Raw genomic sequence first — 18369 nt, 5'->3', positions numbered from 1 at the left:
CGGCAACAGCTTTCACTTTTTCAGGCAGGATAATTCGAAGGATTGCGGCTTTTAATGTGTATGCTCATGTTATCCTTACTATATTGATAGAAAAAATACGTGAAGGCTGGCTGAATCTTAAATTAGGAAAGAAAAGATGAAGACGTTTCAAAAATGAAAATGAAATAATTACATACGTAACAAAAGGAAGCTGAAGAATGGTTGGAATACTAAAAAATGCGTAACCATGCAGGTTAGAATAAATTTTTAGAGCTTCCTGTTGTTTCCTATATGTTAAAAAATGTATACTGACAAATGAGAGATAATTATAACAGCTCTATTAAAAATATGATATACTGTTAAAAATCTCTTAAAAAAGGATGTTCAAAAAGTCCGCCAAAAATGACACATCGAATTTCTTCGTTAGCTTGCTTTTCCGCTGAGACCTGCGATTACTCGGTCTATTAAAGCCGTTGCTCATGTATTTAACGGCATACATTCCGCTGGGGACTGCGATTACTCGCCCCATTAAAATCGTTGCTCAAAGCTGCGCTGCCTCGAACTTCTCGGTCTTTTTTAACGGACTTTTTGAACACACACTTAAACTTACATAGTGACTAGGAGAAAAATAATGTTAAAAAATTGGAAGCACTTCGATTTCACATTGATGATTACGCCAATTCTATTAGCTGGTTTTGGAGTAGTAATGGTATATAGTGCAAGTATGGTATTAGCTGTTGTGGAAGGTTCAGACAGTAATTTTTATCTTAACAGGCAATTAGTATTCTTTATTGTTGCACTTATTGGATTCGCGGTTACATCCTTCTTGCCGTACCAAATCTATCAAAGACTGATGAAGATAATCATTATATCTTGTATTATCTTACTTGTAGCTGTTCTTTTCTTTGGAGATACAGTCAATAATGCAAGGTCGTGGTTTCGGTTTGGTCCATTCAGCTTGCAGCCTGCAGAGGTCGCTAAGCTTGGTCTGATTATGTATTTAGCTGCAATATATTCTAAAAAGCAGGCTTACTTAGACCAGTTTAGCAAAGGAGTGCTGCCTCCGCTTATCATCACTGCCGTCGTTCTTGGATTAATTGTGGCGCAGCCGGATGTTGGAACAGCTGCTATTATATTTTTGATGGCATGCTCTGTTATCTTTGCTTCTGGTATCAAATGGAGACATTTATCTATTCTTGTTTTTGCCGGCTTGCTGCTGCTTGCATTTGCCATTCCAAACATGGTAACGGAAGAAAGACTCTCCCGTTTTACTGGTGCTTACCAGCCGTTTAATTCGCCGGATTTAAACGGGTATCAATTAATCCAGTCGTATGTTGCGATTGGTGTGGGCGGCTGGACAGGAGAAGGATTAGGACAAAGTATCCAAAAACTGGGCTTTCTGGTAGAAGGTCATACGGATTTTATTATGGCCATTATTGCGGAAGAACTCGGATTTATAGGGGTAGCGATCGTTTTAGGTTTACTTGCTGCCATTGTCTTTAGAGGACTCTATATTTCCAGACGATGCCAGGATAGTTTTGGTTCATTGCTTGCACTTGGGATTGCATCGATGATAGGCATTCAAACTTTTATTAATTTAGGCGCAATTAGCGGGGTTCTGCCAATTACAGGTGTTCCCTTGCCATTTATCAGTTATGGAGGATCCTCTTTGCTGTTTATGATGATATCCATGGGGATTCTTAATAATATAGCTATGCAAGTTAATAAGAAAGAAAGTGAAAGGGAAGAACTGGCTCCTAAGCCTAGTTTATTCCACAGAAAATCTATCAATTCGTACAGAGGTGGTAAAGCATGACAGAATTAAAGCAAATTAACAAAGTATTAGTTGCAAACAGAGGAGAAATCGCGATACGTGTATTCCGGGCTTGTACCGAGTTAAATATACGCACTGTAGCTGTTTACTCCAGCGAAGATTCGTCTTCCTTTCACCGGTTTAAAGCGGATGAAGCTTATTTAATCGGGGAAGGGAAAAAGCCGATTGACGCATACTTAGATATCGAAGGAATCATTGCTTTAGCAAAAGAAGTAGATGTGGATGCAATCCATCCGGGCTATGGCTTCCTTTCTGAAAACATCGAATTTGCAAAGCGCTGTGAAGAAGAGGGCATTATTTTTATCGGCCCTACCAGCCAGCATTTAAATATGTTTGGAGATAAAGTAAAAGCAAGAGAACAAGCATTGGCTGCCGATTTACCAATTATTCCGGGCAGTGACGGCCCGGTTAACTCTTTAGAAGAAGTCAAAGCTTTCGGGGATAAGCATGGCTATCCGATTATTATTAAAGCTTCGCTTGGCGGCGGCGGAAGAGGCATGCGTGTGGTGCAGGATGCCAATGAAGTGGACAATGCTTATGACCGCGCAAAATCAGAAGCAAAGGCTGCCTTTGGGAACGATGAAATCTATGTAGAGAAATTAATTGAAAATCCGAAACATATTGAAGTACAGATTATTGGTGACAACCAAGGGAATATTATTCATTTATATGAAAGAGACTGTTCTGTACAGCGCCGTCATCAGAAATTGATTGAAGTAGCTCCAAGCTTATCTCTAAATGAAGAGCTGAGAGAAGCAATCTGTCAGGCAGCTGTCGATTTGATGAAAAATGTCGACTATCTCAATGCGGGTACGGTGGAATTCCTGGTAACCGAAAACGATTTTTACTTTATCGAAGTAAACCCGCGTGTGCAAGTAGAGCATACGATTACCGAGATGATTACCGGTGTGGACATCGTTCAGACGCAAATCAAGATTGCGGATGGATTTGGACTTCATGATAAGGAAGTAGGTATTCCAACACAGGATAAAATTACAACACAAGGTTATGCGATTCAATCCCGTGTGACTTCGGAAGACCCGCTGAATGATTTTATGCCGGATACCGGAAAAATCAATGCTTACCGCAGCGGCGGCGGATTTGGTGTCCGTCTCGATGCAGGAAATGCGTATCAGGGAGCAGTTATTTCACCTCACTATGATTCATTATTAGTAAAAGTTTCTACCTGGGCGCTTGATTTTGAACAGGCTACCATTAAAATGGTGCGAAACTTAAAAGAATTCCGAATTAGAGGGATCAAGACAAATATTCCATTCCTGGAAAATGTGATGCTGCATGAACAGTTCTTATCCGGAGAATATGATACGACGTTTATTGATAAAACACCAGATTTGTTTATTTTCCCAGTGCGCCGTGACCGCGGAACCAAAATGCTGACGTATATTGCAAACACGACGTTAAATGGCGTAGATGGTGCGGAAAAGCAGGACAAACCAGATTTTGATAAATTGATTATTCCGAACACAGAAAATATTGAAACACAGCCGGGATCGAAACAAATTTTAGATGAACGCGGTCCAGAAGGACTTGCTAAATGGCTGAAGGATCAAAAACAGGTGATGCTGACCGATACCACATTCCGTGATGCCCATCAATCTTTACTGGCTACACGCGTTCGTACTAATGACTTATTGCACATTGCAGAGCCGACCGCAAAATTACTGCCAAATCTATTTTCTGTAGAGATGTGGGGCGGTGCAACCTATGATGTTGCTTACCGTTTCTTGAAAGAGGATCCTTGGCAAAGACTGCTGCATTTGAGAAAGCGCATGCCGAATGTGTTATTCCAGATGCTGCTGCGTGCAAGCAATGCGGTTGGATACAAAAACTATCCGGATAATGTAATCGAATTATTTGTGAAGAAAAGTGCCGAAGCTGGTATTGATGTCTTCCGTATTTTTGACAGCTTGAACTGGGTGGAGGGCATGCAGGTAGCCATCGATAACGTCCGCAAAACGGATAAAATTGCAGAAGCTGCAATCTGTTATACGGGTGATATCCTAGACACAGGCAGACAAAAATATGATCTTGACTACTATAAGAATATGGCTAAAGAACTGGAAACAGCTGGCGCTCATATTCTGGGAATCAAGGATATGGCAGGCTTGCTGAAGCCGGAAGCAGCCTATCAGCTGATCAGCACATTAAAAGAAACCGTCGATATTCCGATTCACCTGCATACGCATGATACCAGCGGCAATGGAGTGTACGCTTATTCGAGAGCGATTGAAGCAGGAGTCGATGCGGTTGATGTCGCGGTTGGTTCGATGGCAGGGATGACTTCTCAGCCAAGTGCACAGTCACTGTACTATGCTTTAGAAGGAAAAGCATATCAACCAGCGCTGGATATTGAAAAATTTGAAGAAATTGGCCAGTATTGGGAAGGTGTCCGCCAGTTCTATAAAGATTTCGAAAGCGGCATGAATGCGCCGCATACAGAAATCTATCAGCATGAAATGCCAGGCGGTCAATACAGCAACCTGCAGCAGCAGGCAAAAGCGGTAGGGCTTGGCGATCGCTGGAATGAAGTGAAAGCAATGTTCCGTACGGTGAATGATATGTTCGGTGATATTGTCAAGGTTACTCCATCCTCCAAAGTGGTCGGAGATATGGCGCTCTTCATGGTGCAAAACGATTTAACAGAGGAAACAATCTATGAAAAAGGCGAATCCATTGATTTCCCTGATTCGGTGATTGAATTTGCACAAGGATATATCGGACAGCCTTACCAAGGCTTCCCGGAAAAACTGCAAAAGCTGATTTTAAAAGATAAAAAACCAATCACTGTAAGACCTGGGGAGCTATTGGAAGACGTTGATTTTAAAGAAATGCGTGATACACTTTATAATGAACTGAATCGTCCGGTCAACAGCCATGATTTGATTTCCTATGCATTATATCCAAAGGTATTCAAAGATTACGAGGATTTCTTGAATACGTATGGCGATATGTCCGTATTAGACACACCGACATTCTTCTACGGCATGAAGCTTGGTGAAGTGATTGAAGTAGAAATTGAAAAAGGGAAAACCCTGATTGTGAAGCTGGTTTCTATTTCTGAGCCGAAAGAAGACGGCACCCGTGTTGTTTATTTCGAATTAAATGGGCAGAGCAGAGAAATCGTCGTCCGTGATAATAGTATTGAGTCTGCGATCGCAGCCAATCCGAAAGCAGATAAATCCAATCCAAAGCACGTAGGCGCAACGATGCCTGGAACCGTCCTTGAAGTACATTGTGCCAAGGGAGATACGGTTAAAAAAGGACAGCATCTGATGACAAATGAAGCAATGAAAATGGAAACATCCGTACAGGCACCGCTTGATGGAGTGGTTAAAGAAATCCATGCGCAAGCAGGCAGCTCGATTGCGGTAAATGATTTATTAATTGAATTTGAATAAACAAAATAAAAACAGCCCCTTGGTGAATCAGCCAAGGGGCTTGTTGTGTAATGGATGATTATTGGGGAAGGGGATGGCACCAACCTGTACAAAAGAGAAGGATAAATTCTCAATCGGAGCAACTTCAGATTAAAGCTATGGATAAAAAAAGGGACCCTTGTTTAAGTGCAAGCAAGGTCCCTTCTATTTTTTGGCTGGAATATTGAAATATAATAGATTCGATTATTTTTCTTTTCTGCTGCTTCGGAAAGACAGATGGATAAAATAAGTCAGCATTCCAAAGTAACATGTAATAAATAGTGCATGGGCTAGTGCAATAAATAAATTAAGCTGTGTAAAAATGATGAGCGAGCCGGAGATAACCTGCAATGTAATCAGTGACAGCGTAATTATCCAGCCCCATCTCATAACCTCGCTGCGGCTATATTTCTTTAGCATACGGACTGTTAAAAGGATTGTCCACAAAAATAAGATTCCAGCTGCAAAACGATGCCCCATCTGGACCCATTGATGAAAGGAATAGCTTGCAAAGGCAAATGGCTCTGAATTGGAACAAAATGGCCAATCGGTACAATCCAGGATGGAATTCGTATGACGTACCAGTGCCCCGCTATATACCACACACATTGTATAAACCGTTATCGCATAGATTTCAATTCGGTGAGATTTTTTAATATGGATATCTTCTGTATGTAATTTCTTATCAATTTCAAAGAATAATAGCATAAGTAAAAAAACAGCAGAAAAACAAATTAAAGATATCCCGAAATGGGTAGCCAATATAAAGTCAGATTGTCCCCAGACCACTGCTGCTGCACCGACCAGTGCTTGTACAATAATAAAAAATAATGCAGAAAAACTTAAAAAAATAACTTCCTTATGATGTCTGTATGCTTTCCAGGAAAGAATAGCAAGTAAAAGCACCAATATACCAACTGCGCCGCTGACCATTCGATGACTTAATTCAACAATCATTTCAAAATGAAGGTTAGCAGGGAGAAGTTCGCCTTCACACAGCGGCCAGCTGTCTCCGCATCCATCCGCTGAACCTGTTTTTGTAACAAGTGCTCCTCCTAAAAGAAGGGGAAGCATTCCAATGGCCGTTGTCACAGATAGTATTTTTAGTATTTTTAACATATCTATGCAACCTCACTTCTTATGTAAATTATCCAATATCTCCAGTGTACCAAAAATCATGCGGGAAACGCTTTCCAATTTTGAACAAAATCTAACATCCGCTTGTAATGCCTGTATAGAAGCACAGCTTTCCCTATTTGAAAAATTGTATCAGGGACGAATAAGATAAATATTTTGCATTGATTTTTGATATCATCCGTTTAACAAATAAAGACAGACAAAATGACTTTATTCCAAAAATAAAACCCAAATACCAATCTTAATAGTATCATGTTTTTTTGAAGTTTTCATCAGCAAAAAAAAAAGCTTGCATAATTCAGTTATGTTTGCTAGAAATATAGTATGGATTAGTATGCAGAAGAACAGTTGCCGTTTTATAAAAAATAGAAAATATACATAATTCATTTTCTTTATCTATTTTCCGAGACAACTTTTTAGCTGGATGTTCAAATAGTTGTAATATATTATATAAAAGTTCATTAGATTGTCATAGAAATCCATGCTATAATTAAAGTTGGAAACGGAATACATAGAAACAAATGCGTGTATTCTGTTTATTATTATGTCTTCCTACTGGTGCGAAGGGGGGAAATTATGGATAAAGTAGATATGACTTACTCGGAGCTGATCGGTAACACAACCATTTCAACCAAAGAAAAAATAACTGTTTTTCTGTCAGAAGTGAAGGCGCTTATAAAAATCGGAATTGTCAACTCTAATTTGATTACGGCAATTACAGGTTTTTTAGTAGCTATCGCTTTAACGAACGCCTCCTTTAGCAATCATTGGGGAATATTTCTTTTGATGATAATTGGAAGTGCTTTAGTAATTGCCGGCGGCTGCATTATGAACAACTGGTATGATGTAGATATTGATCCCAAAATGTCCCGAACGAAGAAAAGACCAACTGTGACCGGATTCTTTTCATTGCGGGCAGTACTGGTAATGGGAATAGTTGTCAGCAGTCTTGGACTCGCAGTATTGATGTTTACCACTTGGTACGCGGCATTATTTGCTTTTATTGGCTGGTTTGGCTATGTCGTATTGTACACCATGTGGTCAAAGAGAAGATACACATTAAACACGGCTATTGGAAGCTTGTCTGGTGCAATGCCTCCTGTGATTGGCTGGGCAGCAGTCGATCCTTCTTTTCATGTGGTTCCGCTTATCATGTTTTTAATTATGTTTATATGGCAGACACCGCATTTTCTTGCCTTGGCAATGAAGAAAAAAGAAGAATATAAGGCGGCTGGAGTACCGATGCTGCCAGTGGTTAAAGGCATGGGCATAACGAAAAGACAAATCAATGTTTATATCGCTTGTCTTTTACCGTTGCCGTTATTCTTGCTTCCTACACTGGGCTTAACATTTACAATTGTAGCAACAATATTGAATATCGCATGGCTGGTGATTGGTTTTATAGGGCTGTTTACGGAGAAGGATATGAAATGGGCTAATTTAGTATTTATATTTTCCTTGAATTATTTAACAATTCTTTTTCCGTTAATGATTATTGTCACACTGCCGATATTTAATTAATGATTGTTATTCCTTAAAATTTAAATATAAAAGGAAAGAACAAGAAGAAAGAGAGGTATTCTTACATGAGAGGTTGGATGGGAAAAACCAAAGTATTTTTCGTATTCACATTACTTGCATTATTTCTTGCGGGCTGCGGAATCGAAAATCTGACTGCACTAAAGCCTAAAGGTTACGGCGCAGAACAAGCCATGGATCTTATTATTTTGACCACATTGATCATGACAGGTGTGTTTATTGTGGTTATGGTGATTTATGTGATTACACTTGTTCGCTTTCGCAGAAAAAAAGGACAGGAAGACCATATTCCTGAGCAGGTGGAAGGGAACCACAAGCTGGAAGTAATATGGACAGTAATCCCGATTATTTTGGTGTTGATTATTGCTGTGCCTACTGTTCTGGCGACTTTTGATTTGGCAGATGACTCCAGTGCAGATGAACTCATCAATGTTAATGTAAAAGGAAATCAATATTGGTGGCATTTTGAGTATCCTGGAGAAGAAGTTCAAACAAGTCAAGACCTGTATATCCCTACAGGCGAGCGCGTTTATTTACATATGCTCTCTTCTGATGTTATTCATTCATTCTGGGTTCCATCAATTTCCGGGAAAATGGATGTCAATGCAGAGAATGTAAATACAATGTATATCGAAGCTTACGAGGAAGGTGTGTACTGGGGCAAATGTGCTGAGCTATGCGGACCTTCGCATTCATTAATGGACTTTAAAGTCATTGCTGTTTCACCTGAAGAGTATGAACAGTGGGTTGATGATATGCAGAACATAGATGCAGAAGCAGAACCTGAAACTGCGGATGCTCAGGAAGGTCAAGAGTTATTTGAAGCAAATAACTGTATGAATTGTCATGCGACAGATGCAGCTGCTTCCGGCATTGAAGCTGGCCCAGAGAATAACGGACCTTTTGGACCGAATTTATCAAACTTTGGAGACCGTTCCAATGTTGCCGGTGTGTTAGAGCATAACGAGGAGAACCTTGTAGACTGGTTAATGGATCCTGAATCTATTAAGCCGGGCAACCAAATGACGGGTCAATATCCAGAGCTGAATCAAGATGAAGCAGAAAGTATTGCAGCATATCTATTGCAATTACAGCCTTCAGAAATTACACCTGAAAACGCAGGAGATTAAAAAGTGAATGACTGTTACAAAAGGGAGGTTTAAAATTTGGGTATGACTAGTGCTCAAAAAAGCGGTTTCGGGGCTACCTTATGGGATTGGCTGACAACTGTCGATCATAAAAAGATCGGTATTCTATACCTTGCAGGCGGAGGATTCTTTTTCCTGTTAGGCGGTCTTGAAGCTGTAATTATTCGTATTCAACTTATTTCACCAGAGAATAATTTTATTAGTGCAGGGCTTTATAACGAAATGATTACCATGCATGGTACAACGATGATTTTTCTTGCAGCAATGCCAATATTATTAGGATTGATGAACTTTATTATGCCGCTGCAAATTGGAGCGCGTGACGTTGCGTTTCCGTTTCTAAACTCTTTAGGTTTCTGGTTGTTTTTATTTGGAGGATTGTTATTAAACCTTAGCTGGTTTACTGGTGCACCCGATGCCGGCTGGACCAACTATGCTCCTTTGTCAATACAATCACCGGGTCATGGGATTGACTTCTACATTATGGGGCTGCAATTATCCGGAGCAGGAACATTAATGGGCGGAATCAACTTTATTGTTACGATTGTTTTAATGCGCGCACCGGGTATGACTTATATGAGGATGCCATTGTTTACATGGACGACTTTTGTGGCTAGTATCTTAATACTATTTGCTTTCCCTGCATTGACGGTTGGATTATTTTTAATGATGTTTGACCGCATGTTTGGTTCTGCATTTTTCGATGCTGCATTAGGCGGGAATGCTATCATTTGGCAGCATTTATTCTGGATATTCGGACATCCGGAAGTATACATTTTGATTTTACCGGTTTTTGGTGTATTTAGTGAGGTTTTCCCGACATTTGCTAAGAAACGTTTGTTTGGATATACAGCAATGGTATTTGCGACATTTTTAATTGCATTTTTAGGATTTATGGTGTGGGCTCACCATATGTTTACAGTTGGCCTGGGGCCAGTTGCAAACTCTATCTTTGCAGTAGCAACGATGGCAATTGCTGTTCCGACGGGAATAAAAATATTTAACTGGCTGTTTACCCTTTGGGGTGGCAGTATCAAAATCAATACAGCAATGTTATGGTCATTAGCTTTCATTCCATCATTTACTATCGGAGGAATGACTGGTGTTATGCTTGCTTCAGCTGTTGCTGACTATCAATATCATGACACTTATTTTGTTATTGGACACTTTCATTATGTTATTGTCGGTGGAACAGTGTTTGGTATATTAGCTGGACTTCATTATTGGTGGCCAAAAATGTTTGGCAGGTATTTACACGAAGGGTTAGGACAGTTATCGTTTTGGACATTCTTTGTTGGGTTCCATTTAACATTCTTTATTCAGCATTTCTTAGGTTTAATGGGGATGCCACGCCGTTACTGGGTATTCTTGGAAAATCAAGGGCTGGATACAGGTAACTTAATCAGTACCATTGGTGCTTTCTTTATGTCATTTGGTGTTATTGTATTTTTGATTAATATAATCTACACAACCATCAAAGGGAAAAAAGCCTCTGGCGATGCTTGGGGAAGCGGGCGCACACTTGAATGGGCAATTTCATCCCCGCCTGTCCATTATAACTTTAAACAATTGCCATTAGTTCGCGGGTTAGATCCATTATGGATTGAAAAAACGGAAGGTAATAAAAAAGTGACTCCGGCAGAACCATTAGATGAAATTCATATGCCTAATGGGTCTATTCTCCCTTTCATTATGACTATTGGGTTTACGATTGCTTCCTATGGTTTTATTTATCAAACAGAAAGTAAATATTGGCTAATTGCTGTATATGCAGGAATGGCAATTGCATTAATCAGTATGTTAATCCGTTCATTAAAAGATGACCACGGACATCATATTTCTAAAGAAGAACTAGAAAGGGTGGGTGATTAATATGAGTCATGATCATTCCATTGATCCAAAGAATATGCCAAAAGATCCTTCAAAAGCAACAACAGAAGGTAAACATAAATTTATGGGCTTGTGGATATTCCTTGGTGGCGAGACAGTTCTTTTTGCCTGTTTGTTTGGTACGTACCTTGCCTTAAAAGATTCTGCTGCAGGCGGTCCGACAACGCAGGAATTATATGGCCTGGGTCTGGTATTCTTAATGACAGTTTTGCTTTTAACAAGTTCTTTAACAAGTGTGTATGCTATTTATCACATGAAAAATAATGACTTTAAAAAGATGCAGCTATGGATGGGAATTACAGCATTACTAGGTCTTGCTTTCCTTGCGTGTGAGATTTATGAATTTGCACATTATATTCATGATTATGGGTTTACATTTCGTTCTTCTGCATTTGGATCAGCCTTCTATACATTAGTTGGTTTCCACGGCGGGCACGTTGTATTCGGATTATCTTGGATTATTACATTGATGGTTCGCAATGCGAAGCGAGGACTGGATTTGTATAATGCACCAAAATTTAATACATTTGCGCTATATTGGCACTTCATCGATGTAGTGTGGGTATTCATCTTTACAGTTGTTTATCTGATGGGGATGGTGAGTTAATTTATGACAGATGAAATGAGTACAAGAAAAATTAATTCGTTCCAAAAGCAAAAGAATAAAGAAGAAATGCAAAAAATGGTAGTCAGCTTTGCTTTAATGATTTTCTTTACCTTAGTTGCATTTGCTCTTGTTATGTTAGAGGTACCATCTACGTATGTTATTCCAATATTACTGCTTCTTGCCTTTGTACAGGTAGGGTTTCAGTTTTTCTACTTTATGCACTTAAAGGATAAAGGACATGAGGTACCTGCCCAGATTATCTATGGGGGAATTTTTATTACAGTGATGGTAGCATTGACTTTTACTATCATTACTTGGTGGTAAGTAAGACAAATTGAAATCAATCCTTTTGAAATGACAAACGCTATGATGATTTATTTATTAAATCATCATAGCGTTTTGTTTATCATATGGAAAATATAGTGCGTAAAATAGAAAGATATGTTTTAAAATCGTCACAATCCCACTAGAGAATTCTTGTTTATTTTAAGGTATAATAGATAAAGTAGACTAAACTGGAGATGATTAGGTATGTGGTTAGATATACAAATATTCGGGTTTCGGGCATTATGGAGCCCTTACTTTATGATATTTACAGCTCTTATTGCACTAGCTTATTTTCTAATTACAGGACCGTACCGGCATAAGTTTGGCAATCATGATAAAGTTCCTGTGAAGCAGCAGATTTCTTTTTATACGGCAATAGTGTGTTTATACTTAGTAAAAGGCGCTCCAATTGATTTACTCTCACATATAACGCTGACTGCTCACATGATTCAAATGGCTGCTTACTTGCTGATTATCCCGATACTGGTTATCAAAGGGATACCTTCCTGGCTATGGCGAAAAGCAATTGACCGGCCTGTTATTAGACCGATTGTGGAAATAGGTACAAAACCGTTAATATCCTTATTGCTGTTTAATGGTTTATTTTCTCTTTATCATATACCATCTTTCTTTGAGTTTGCAAAGTCTTCGCCAGTCATTCATACGGTGATTCACGGGATTCTATTAATTGCAGCCTTCTTTATGTTTTTCCCGCTGCTGGCCCCTTTAAAGGAATTCGACCGGATGCAGCCGCTATTAAAAATAGGTTATATTTTTGCAAATAGTGTATTAATCACACCGGCCTGTGTATTGATTATTTTTGCACCTGAACCTCTTTACGCTACCTATACACAAGGAGGAGCATGGATGCAGGCGATGAGTCTTTGTGTACCGACAGATGTTTTACAGGGACTTGCTCCCGGTTTAACTGGACCGGAAATGTTTACACCGCTCAGTACACTGATTGATCAGCAGCTCGGCGGTATTATCATGAAGGTTATTCAGGAAATTACTTATGGAGGGGTTTTAGCAACAATTATTTTTTCTTGGGTTAACAAAGAAAAAAACACGATTGATCCGTTGCCGGCAAAACCAGCAGAATCACATTGAAAAGAGATATTTAGAAGTGGAGCTGAAGTAAAAGGATAGAAAGTATGTAGCGTATATAACGGGAGGGCAAAGCCTTAAACATCTATAATATATGGCTGCAATCTGTGTTCATATAATTATCGTTATACGGAGACATAAGCACGCTTTAAAAATGTCACTGTATGGGCATGGTTTCAAACTTTCTGAGAACTTTAGAACGCATAATTAGAAATACTGGAGGATAAAGCAATGCATTTACTACCAACAATCAGTACATTTTTTATTGCTTTGAGTGCAATACTTGTAGCAATAGGCTGGGTTTTAATCGTTAAAAATAAAAGAAAAGAACATAAAGCTGTGATGATATCAGCAGCTGTCAGTGCCCTTCTTTTCTTCATTATTTATGTATCACGTACCGTATTTGTAGGAAATACAAGCTTTGGAGGACCTGAAAGTATACAGACTTACTTTACGATTTTCCTGATTTTCCATATTATTTTAGCTACAGTTGGAGCTGTATTTGGAGTTGTAACGCTTGTATTAGCATTTAAGCGGAATATTAAGAAACACCGTAAAATCGGCCCGATAACAAGTATTATTTGGTTTTTCAGTGCGATTACGGGGATACTTGTTTATATATTTCTATATGTAATGTACGATCCGGGTGAAACCACGAGTATGATTAAAGCTATTCTTGGTTTTTAATCTGCGGATGGGATAATATATAGGCAGCATTTAAAGGATACAGTGCTTTATAAAGGAGCATGTATCCTTTTTTGAAGAATAAGAAAGTATATAAAAAATGCTGAATATATCCGCTCCAACGGGTTTCATGGGGTGAGTAATCTTAGGCCCCAGAAACACACTCCGCTTTCCGTGGGCCCCGAGCTCATCTCCTTTAAAGAAGACTTAGTGATTGGCAAGCCGACAGGCGCAGACAGAGCTAAAGTCGCACTTATGCCCCGAGGGTGAAAAGAAGACTTAGCGATTGGCAAGCCGACAGGCGCAGACAGAGCTAAAGTCGCACTTATGCCCCGAGGGTGAAAAGAAGACTTAGTGATTGGCAAGCCGACAGGCGCAGACAAAGCTAAAGTCGCACTTATGCCCTGCGGGTAGAAAAAAAGAAGGTCACTTTTTTTCCTGCGGGGTCTTCCCACTGGGAATGCGATTACTCGCCCCATCAAAACCGTCGCTAGTATTAGTGTCATTTCTTTATAAAAAGCAAATAAAACATAATTCTTCTTAGATGGGAGCGGATGTTGTCGACTCCTGCAGGAAAAGAAACAGGTAGACCTGAGCAGGAAGCGGTTTTCTTACCGTGTGGCTGAACGTTGCCCGCGGAAAGCGACTTCCCGTAGCGGACATCTCTTCGGCGAGAACACCGATGTTTTAACAAGTGGTATTCTTGGTTTTTCTTATCTGATTAAATCATTCAGAATATAAAAAGAGCTGACATATTAACTGGAGATAATATGTCAGCTCTTTTGAATGGTGTCTTTTTATTTTTTGTAATATTGCAGTTCGTCGCTAAGTTTTGCGAGTAATGTGTTCGTTCTTTCTACAACGCTTTCAGGAAAGTTCTCTTCTTCGCCATACTCAACGCCGTGTGGATAATAATGTTTACCAAGTAAAGGAGTCATTAATTTAATAACGGCGTTGCGCTTATCCACATCACCTTCGATAGCATAACCTTGCACGCGGATATAGTATGTAATACCTTCTTCGTTGGATCCGATTTTGTAATCATAGGTAACGCGTTCATAATCCCATTGCCCGGCCCGGATAAAGGCAAGATTTGCTGTTACGTGATCCAGTACCTGTACATCAATAATTGTGTCTTCTATCCCAGTGTTTTCAAATCTCATTTTACTTTCACCTCATCAATAATATTCTGCTTAATTTAAGGATAATACGAAACGGTAATAGATGCAATAGAAACCATGGACGATAGCAAAGAAAGGGTATAATATTATGATAATAGGGTATAAAATAGATAAGTAGATTATACATAGAAAGTTCAAAAAGTCCCCGAATGATAAAACAGCAATCGCTTTAGCTGACGCGTTGTATCAGATAGGAAAGAAGGATGCAGGCACCCGCCTATCGGAAATCGCCGGCTGCTTTTTGAACATGCATTGATAATGTTTTATTTATCTGCTGGATGGGGGTTCCAATCATGAAAAGGCTTCGTAATGTAATGATAATCATGATTATTGCACTCCTTGTATTTATTGTTATATACCAGATGAATTCATCACCTGTAGAGGTTGTAAGAGAAGCAGCGTCCCATCTTAATGAGGATGAAGAAACGATAGAGCCTAAAGGAACAGCAGCAGAGCTTCCTCAGATGAATTTAGAAGGCGATTTATATCAATGGATAGGAAAGACGTCAAATGAACTTACAGAAGAACTGGGAGAACCGGACAGAATTGATGTTAGTGCATATAATTATGAATGGTATGTATATAATGACTCGGAAAGCCAATATGGTCAGTTTGCTATTTTAGAAGATGAGATTGTATCTGTTTATGCCATTGGGGATAATTTAGAGATATCTCCAATTGACTCTGGAGCGGATTATATCGAAGTGGCAGATACATTTCCTTTTTTAAATGAAGTAACTTATACGGATGGCGATTCTTCGTTTACTTTCCGGTTAAACACAGAAGACCTTCAGACGAGACCGCTGGTGAAAATAAGTGACTCTACTTTTATTCAATTTTATTTTGATACGTTTACAGAAACGTTGTCGTCTATGAGGATTTCTACAGGAGATGCGCTTTTATTGCAAAGGCCATATGAAATTGAATATCAGGGAGATCTGCCTGAACAGCCTGAATTTAATGAAGAGGAATGGAGAGAAATTCAGGAAGGGATGGAGCAGCAGGTTTTTGATATTTCTAATATCATGCGTTATAAACATGACTTGCCGCACTTAGAATGGGATGATCAAGTAAGTCTTGTTGCATATGACCACAGCAAAGATATGTACGAGAATGATTATTTTTCTCATGTTAGTTTAGATGGAGATGGTTTAAGAGAACGTCTGGAGGAAAAACAGGTTGCCTATGTTGCTGCTGGAGAAAATATCGCAGCGCAATATCCGGACGCTCCTGCGGCAATGGAGGGCTGGTTAAACAGTGAAAGTCACCGGGAAGCATTACTAAGTGATGAATATAGTTATCTTGGAGTGGGTGTATACCGCTTTTATTATACACAGAACTTCTTAGGAAAACCTTTTTAACGTACTTATGTTTGTTTAACAGAGAAAGAAGCCGCACACCTGTGGCTTCTTTATTTTTTGTAGAGTAATAAAGTAAGGATAGCCGCTCCAACGGACATCTCTTTGGCGAGAACACCGGTATTTTAAAAAACAAGCGGTATACCTAGTTTTCTTGTACAGAAAATAATAAGCCGATAGCACATTTTCAACCGATTTACATAGGTTATTGTAGGAAGTTATAAATAACGCTTAGCAGGCTGAGCCTCACAAATAAAGGATTACTTTCAATGGGACTGGTAGTAGAATCGCGATTACTCGTTCCAACAAAACCATGCACATACTGTAGCTTTCATAACTGTATGCCCCTAAAGTGTAAAAAGGACGGTGAAAAAAATGAGTCAATTACATCCTAGTGTTGCAGCATTTAAAGCCTTTGTGAACCGCCATCCTAAGTTGTTGGAGGAAATCAGAAAAAGCGGTAGGGGATGGCAGGAGTTTTATGAAAAGTGGGCAATTTTAGATGAAGATGACCCGTTTTGGGATGAATATAAAACGGAAGATAAAGCGGCAAAAACAGAATCAAAGAGTCAGGGCGAATCAACAAATCAAGAAAGCAAAAAAAGTAAGAAAACGGATCATTCCGATATTATCCGGCAGATTGTAGACTATACGCAAAACTTAGATTCGGAAAAAGTACATGGACAAATCGAACAATTAAGTAAAGCGATTGGTGTTGTTCAGGAAATGATTGGTGATATGAAAAAGCCTTCCGCTAATAAAGCGCCCCGGGCTCCTTTTTCACTAAGAAAAGATTAGAGGGGATAACATGGATAATGACGTCATTGCCTACCTTAGAAAAAATCCGGAACTTGCTGAATTTGTCCGATATCATCCTATTTGGTATCGTTATTTGATGCGTGACCCCGGCCGTCTGACAGAATTGAAAAAAGAAGCAAAAAAATTTTATGGAAAAACATTTCCTCAAAAAGTGAATACCTTCTCGAATCAATTACAAATGGTAAGAATGTTCGCAGAGATGGCTAAATCGATGAAAGATTGAAGTCAGCTCTGTTTTCTTTCGAATAATAAAATGGTATGATAAAAAGGATAACTATTAATTGAGGATGCAGTAAAATGAAAGAACATCTATTTTAATAGGAAATGGCATAAACCTTACTAAGAGATTGTTTCTCTTGTTTACATTTATTCATTTATTCGCGGAGGTGTGGAAATGATTGCTACAATGGAATATGTAGATATATTAGATGAGTCGGAGCATGTCGGAAAAATGATCCTGCAGTCCGATATCATGCAGCAATACCAATCGGCTAAGAAAGTTTTGGATGAAGATAAAGAAGCACAGAGGCTGATTAGAACATTTGCAGATGTTAAAGAGCACTATGAAGATGTGCAGCGGTTCGGCAGATATCATCCGGATTATTATGATATTATGAAGCAGGTCCGTTCCAAAAAAAGGGATATGGATTTGAACGACAAAGTAGCTGCTTTTAAAATTGCTGAAAGAAATTTGCAAAATTTATTGGATGAAGTCAGCCAGTTCGTAGCAGAGAGTGTCAGTGAGCAAATTAAAGCTCCTAAAGACGGTGCAGCGTTAACAGACAGCGGCTGTGGCTGCGGCAGCGGCGGAGCTTGCGGCTGTGCCTCGTAAAATGAAACTTCCTTCCGCAGGGGGTTCCAGACGGTTATTTGTGATAAGACGTAGAGCAGGGTCCAGAAAGCGGACTGCCTGCTTTATACATATAGAAATAAAAGGAGGGATGACAGCATGGTAGAAAGACAAGGAATTGTTGTCTGGTTTCAACATATGAAGAATGTCAGGCAGCTAAAAAAACATGGTCATCTTATTCACGTATCTAAAAAGCATCGTTATGCGGTTATTTACGTTAATCGCGAGGATATTGATGCTATTGAGAAAAAATTTAATCAGTTTGCTTTTGTTTCTAAAGTGGAACGTTCTCAAAAGCCGTTTATTCCGACAAACTATGAAAACGCGAAGCCGGATAAAGCGAAGCAATACGATTATAAAATGGGAATTTAAAGAAGACGTCTAAAAAGAAATATATCAAATAAAAAGAAAAAACCTGCAGTCAAAATTACTGCAGGTCCTTTTATTTTTATGAAAAATAAAAGGCTAAAGG

General features: G+C 39.1%; 16 protein-coding genes. 14 read left to right on the top strand and 2 right to left on the bottom strand.

The window, feature by feature from the left end; translation table 11 throughout:
• Nucleotides 1-610 precede the first annotated feature (610 nt).
• Nucleotides 611-1795 (top strand): putative lipid II flippase FtsW, encoded by a 1185-nt coding sequence (gene ftsW / locus BN997_RS21015; protein ID WP_042535240.1) that lies wholly within the window; start codon nt 611-613, stop codon nt 1793-1795.
• Nucleotides 1792-5232, top strand: a complete 3441-nt coding sequence (pyc, locus tag BN997_RS21010; RefSeq protein ID WP_042535238.1) for a pyruvate carboxylase — start codon at nt 1792-1794, stop codon at nt 5230-5232. The genes ftsW and pyc overlap by 4 nt, the downstream gene beginning before the upstream one ends.
• A gap of 222 nt (nt 5233-5454) precedes the next feature.
• Here pyc and BN997_RS21005 read toward each other — a convergent pair whose 3' ends face one another.
• A complete protein-coding gene (locus BN997_RS21005) occupies nt 5455-6369 on the bottom strand; it encodes a COX15/CtaA family protein (RefSeq protein ID WP_042535237.1) in 915 nt (304 codons plus the stop codon).
• A 594-nt stretch (nt 6370-6963) separates the two neighbouring features.
• On the opposite strand from BN997_RS21005, the gene cyoE reads away from it, so the two are divergent.
• The 7 genes from cyoE (at nt 6964) to BN997_RS20970 (ending at nt 13692) form a co-directional block, all read left to right on the top strand.
• On the top strand, nt 6964-7908 hold the full coding sequence (gene cyoE, locus BN997_RS21000; protein ID WP_042535235.1) for a heme o synthase: 945 nt from the start codon (nt 6964-6966) through the stop codon (nt 7906-7908).
• Nucleotides 7909-7973: 65 nt separating this feature from the next.
• A complete protein-coding gene (coxB, locus tag BN997_RS20995) occupies nt 7974-9056 on the top strand; it encodes a cytochrome c oxidase subunit II (RefSeq protein WP_042535233.1) in 1083 nt (360 codons plus the stop codon).
• A 42-nt stretch (nt 9057-9098) separates the two neighbouring features.
• Nucleotides 9099-10946, top strand: a complete 1848-nt coding sequence (gene ctaD / locus BN997_RS20990) for a cytochrome c oxidase subunit I (protein ID WP_042536354.1) — start codon at nt 9099-9101, stop codon at nt 10944-10946.
• A gap of 1 nt (nt 10947) precedes the next feature.
• Complete coding sequence (locus BN997_RS20985) at nt 10948-11571, top strand: cytochrome (ubi)quinol oxidase subunit III (RefSeq protein WP_042535231.1); 624 nt, start codon at nt 10948-10950, stop codon at nt 11569-11571.
• Nucleotides 11572-11574: 3 nt separating this feature from the next.
• Nucleotides 11575-11895: a cytochrome c oxidase subunit IVB gene (gene ctaF, locus BN997_RS20980; RefSeq protein ID WP_042535229.1), complete on the top strand. Its 321-nt coding sequence runs from the start codon at nt 11575-11577 to the stop codon at nt 11893-11895.
• A 207-nt stretch (nt 11896-12102) separates the two neighbouring features.
• Complete coding sequence (gene ctaG / locus BN997_RS20975; protein ID WP_042535228.1) at nt 12103-13008, top strand: cytochrome c oxidase assembly factor CtaG; 906 nt, start codon at nt 12103-12105, stop codon at nt 13006-13008.
• Between the two features lie 228 nt (nt 13009-13236).
• Nucleotides 13237-13692: a DUF420 domain-containing protein gene (locus BN997_RS20970; RefSeq protein WP_042535226.1), complete on the top strand. Its 456-nt coding sequence runs from the start codon at nt 13237-13239 to the stop codon at nt 13690-13692.
• Between the two features lie 794 nt (nt 13693-14486).
• Here the strand turns inward: BN997_RS20970 and BN997_RS20965 are convergent.
• Nucleotides 14487-14852, bottom strand: coding sequence for a YugN family protein (locus BN997_RS20965; protein ID WP_042535224.1), 366 nt, complete (start codon nt 14850-14852; stop codon nt 14487-14489).
• 311 nt (nt 14853-15163) lie between these two features.
• On the opposite strand from BN997_RS20965, the gene BN997_RS20960 reads away from it, so the two are divergent.
• From BN997_RS20960 to BN997_RS20940, 5 genes are all read left to right on the top strand, one after another.
• Nucleotides 15164-16231 (top strand): CAP domain-containing protein, encoded by a 1068-nt coding sequence (locus tag BN997_RS20960; RefSeq protein WP_042535222.1) that lies wholly within the window; start codon nt 15164-15166, stop codon nt 16229-16231.
• 372 nt (nt 16232-16603) lie between these two features.
• A complete protein-coding gene (ylbD, locus tag BN997_RS20955; RefSeq protein WP_042535221.1) occupies nt 16604-17026 on the top strand; it encodes a spore coat protein YlbD in 423 nt (140 codons plus the stop codon).
• A gap of 10 nt (nt 17027-17036) precedes the next feature.
• Nucleotides 17037-17270 carry a YlbE-like family protein gene (locus BN997_RS20950; protein ID WP_042535220.1) on the top strand — a complete coding sequence of 78 codons (234 nt, stop codon included), beginning with the start codon at nt 17037-17039 and terminating at the stop codon, nt 17268-17270.
• A gap of 171 nt (nt 17271-17441) precedes the next feature.
• Nucleotides 17442-17879: a YlbF/YmcA family competence regulator gene (locus BN997_RS20945; protein ID WP_042535219.1), complete on the top strand. Its 438-nt coding sequence runs from the start codon at nt 17442-17444 to the stop codon at nt 17877-17879.
• 117 nt (nt 17880-17996) lie between these two features.
• Nucleotides 17997-18269 (top strand): YlbG family protein, encoded by a 273-nt coding sequence (locus tag BN997_RS20940; RefSeq protein ID WP_042535218.1) that lies wholly within the window; start codon nt 17997-17999, stop codon nt 18267-18269.
• The last annotated feature ends 100 nt before the right edge of the window (nt 18270-18369 follow it).

The sequence above is a fragment of the Oceanobacillus oncorhynchi genome, from assembly GCF_000821065.1.
GTDB lineage: Bacteria > Bacillota > Bacilli > Bacillales > Amphibacillaceae > Oceanobacillus > Oceanobacillus oncorhynchi.
The sequence above is the reverse complement of the archived record's forward strand: the minus strand, read 5'-3'. Positions and strand labels throughout refer to the sequence as shown.

Bases quoted from the DNA above. Each gene is read 5' to 3' on its own strand.
- cyoE (WP_042535235.1), top strand. From the start codon at position 6,964: ATGGATAAAGTAGATATGACTTACTCGGAGCTGATCGGTAACACAACC.
- BN997_RS20985 (WP_042535231.1), top strand. From the start codon at position 10,948: ATGAGTCATGATCATTCCATTGATCCAAAGAATATGCCAAAAGATCCT.
- ctaF (WP_042535229.1), top strand. From the start codon at position 11,575: ATGACAGATGAAATGAGTACAAGAAAAATTAATTCGTTCCAAAAGCAA.
- ctaG (WP_042535228.1), top strand. From the start codon at position 12,103: ATGTGGTTAGATATACAAATATTCGGGTTTCGGGCATTATGGAGCCCT.
- BN997_RS21005 (WP_042535237.1), bottom strand. From the start codon at position 6,369: ATGTTAAAAATACTAAAAATACTATCTGTGACAACGGCCATTGGAATG.
- BN997_RS20945 (WP_042535219.1), top strand. From the start codon at position 17,442: ATGATTGCTACAATGGAATATGTAGATATATTAGATGAGTCGGAGCAT.
- BN997_RS20950 (WP_042535220.1), top strand. From the start codon at position 17,037: ATGGATAATGACGTCATTGCCTACCTTAGAAAAAATCCGGAACTTGCT.
- ftsW (WP_042535240.1), top strand. From the start codon at position 611: ATGTTAAAAAATTGGAAGCACTTCGATTTCACATTGATGATTACGCCA.
- BN997_RS20965 (WP_042535224.1), bottom strand. From the start codon at position 14,852: ATGAGATTTGAAAACACTGGGATAGAAGACACAATTATTGATGTACAG.
- BN997_RS20940 (WP_042535218.1), top strand. From the start codon at position 17,997: ATGGTAGAAAGACAAGGAATTGTTGTCTGGTTTCAACATATGAAGAAT.
- BN997_RS20960 (WP_042535222.1), top strand. From the start codon at position 15,164: ATGAAAAGGCTTCGTAATGTAATGATAATCATGATTATTGCACTCCTT.
- ctaD (WP_042536354.1), top strand. From the start codon at position 9,099: ATGACTAGTGCTCAAAAAAGCGGTTTCGGGGCTACCTTATGGGATTGG.
- ylbD (WP_042535221.1), top strand. From the start codon at position 16,604: ATGAGTCAATTACATCCTAGTGTTGCAGCATTTAAAGCCTTTGTGAAC.
- BN997_RS20970 (WP_042535226.1), top strand. From the start codon at position 13,237: ATGCATTTACTACCAACAATCAGTACATTTTTTATTGCTTTGAGTGCA.
- coxB (WP_042535233.1), top strand. From the start codon at position 7,974: ATGAGAGGTTGGATGGGAAAAACCAAAGTATTTTTCGTATTCACATTA.
- pyc (WP_042535238.1), top strand. From the start codon at position 1,792: ATGACAGAATTAAAGCAAATTAACAAAGTATTAGTTGCAAACAGAGGA.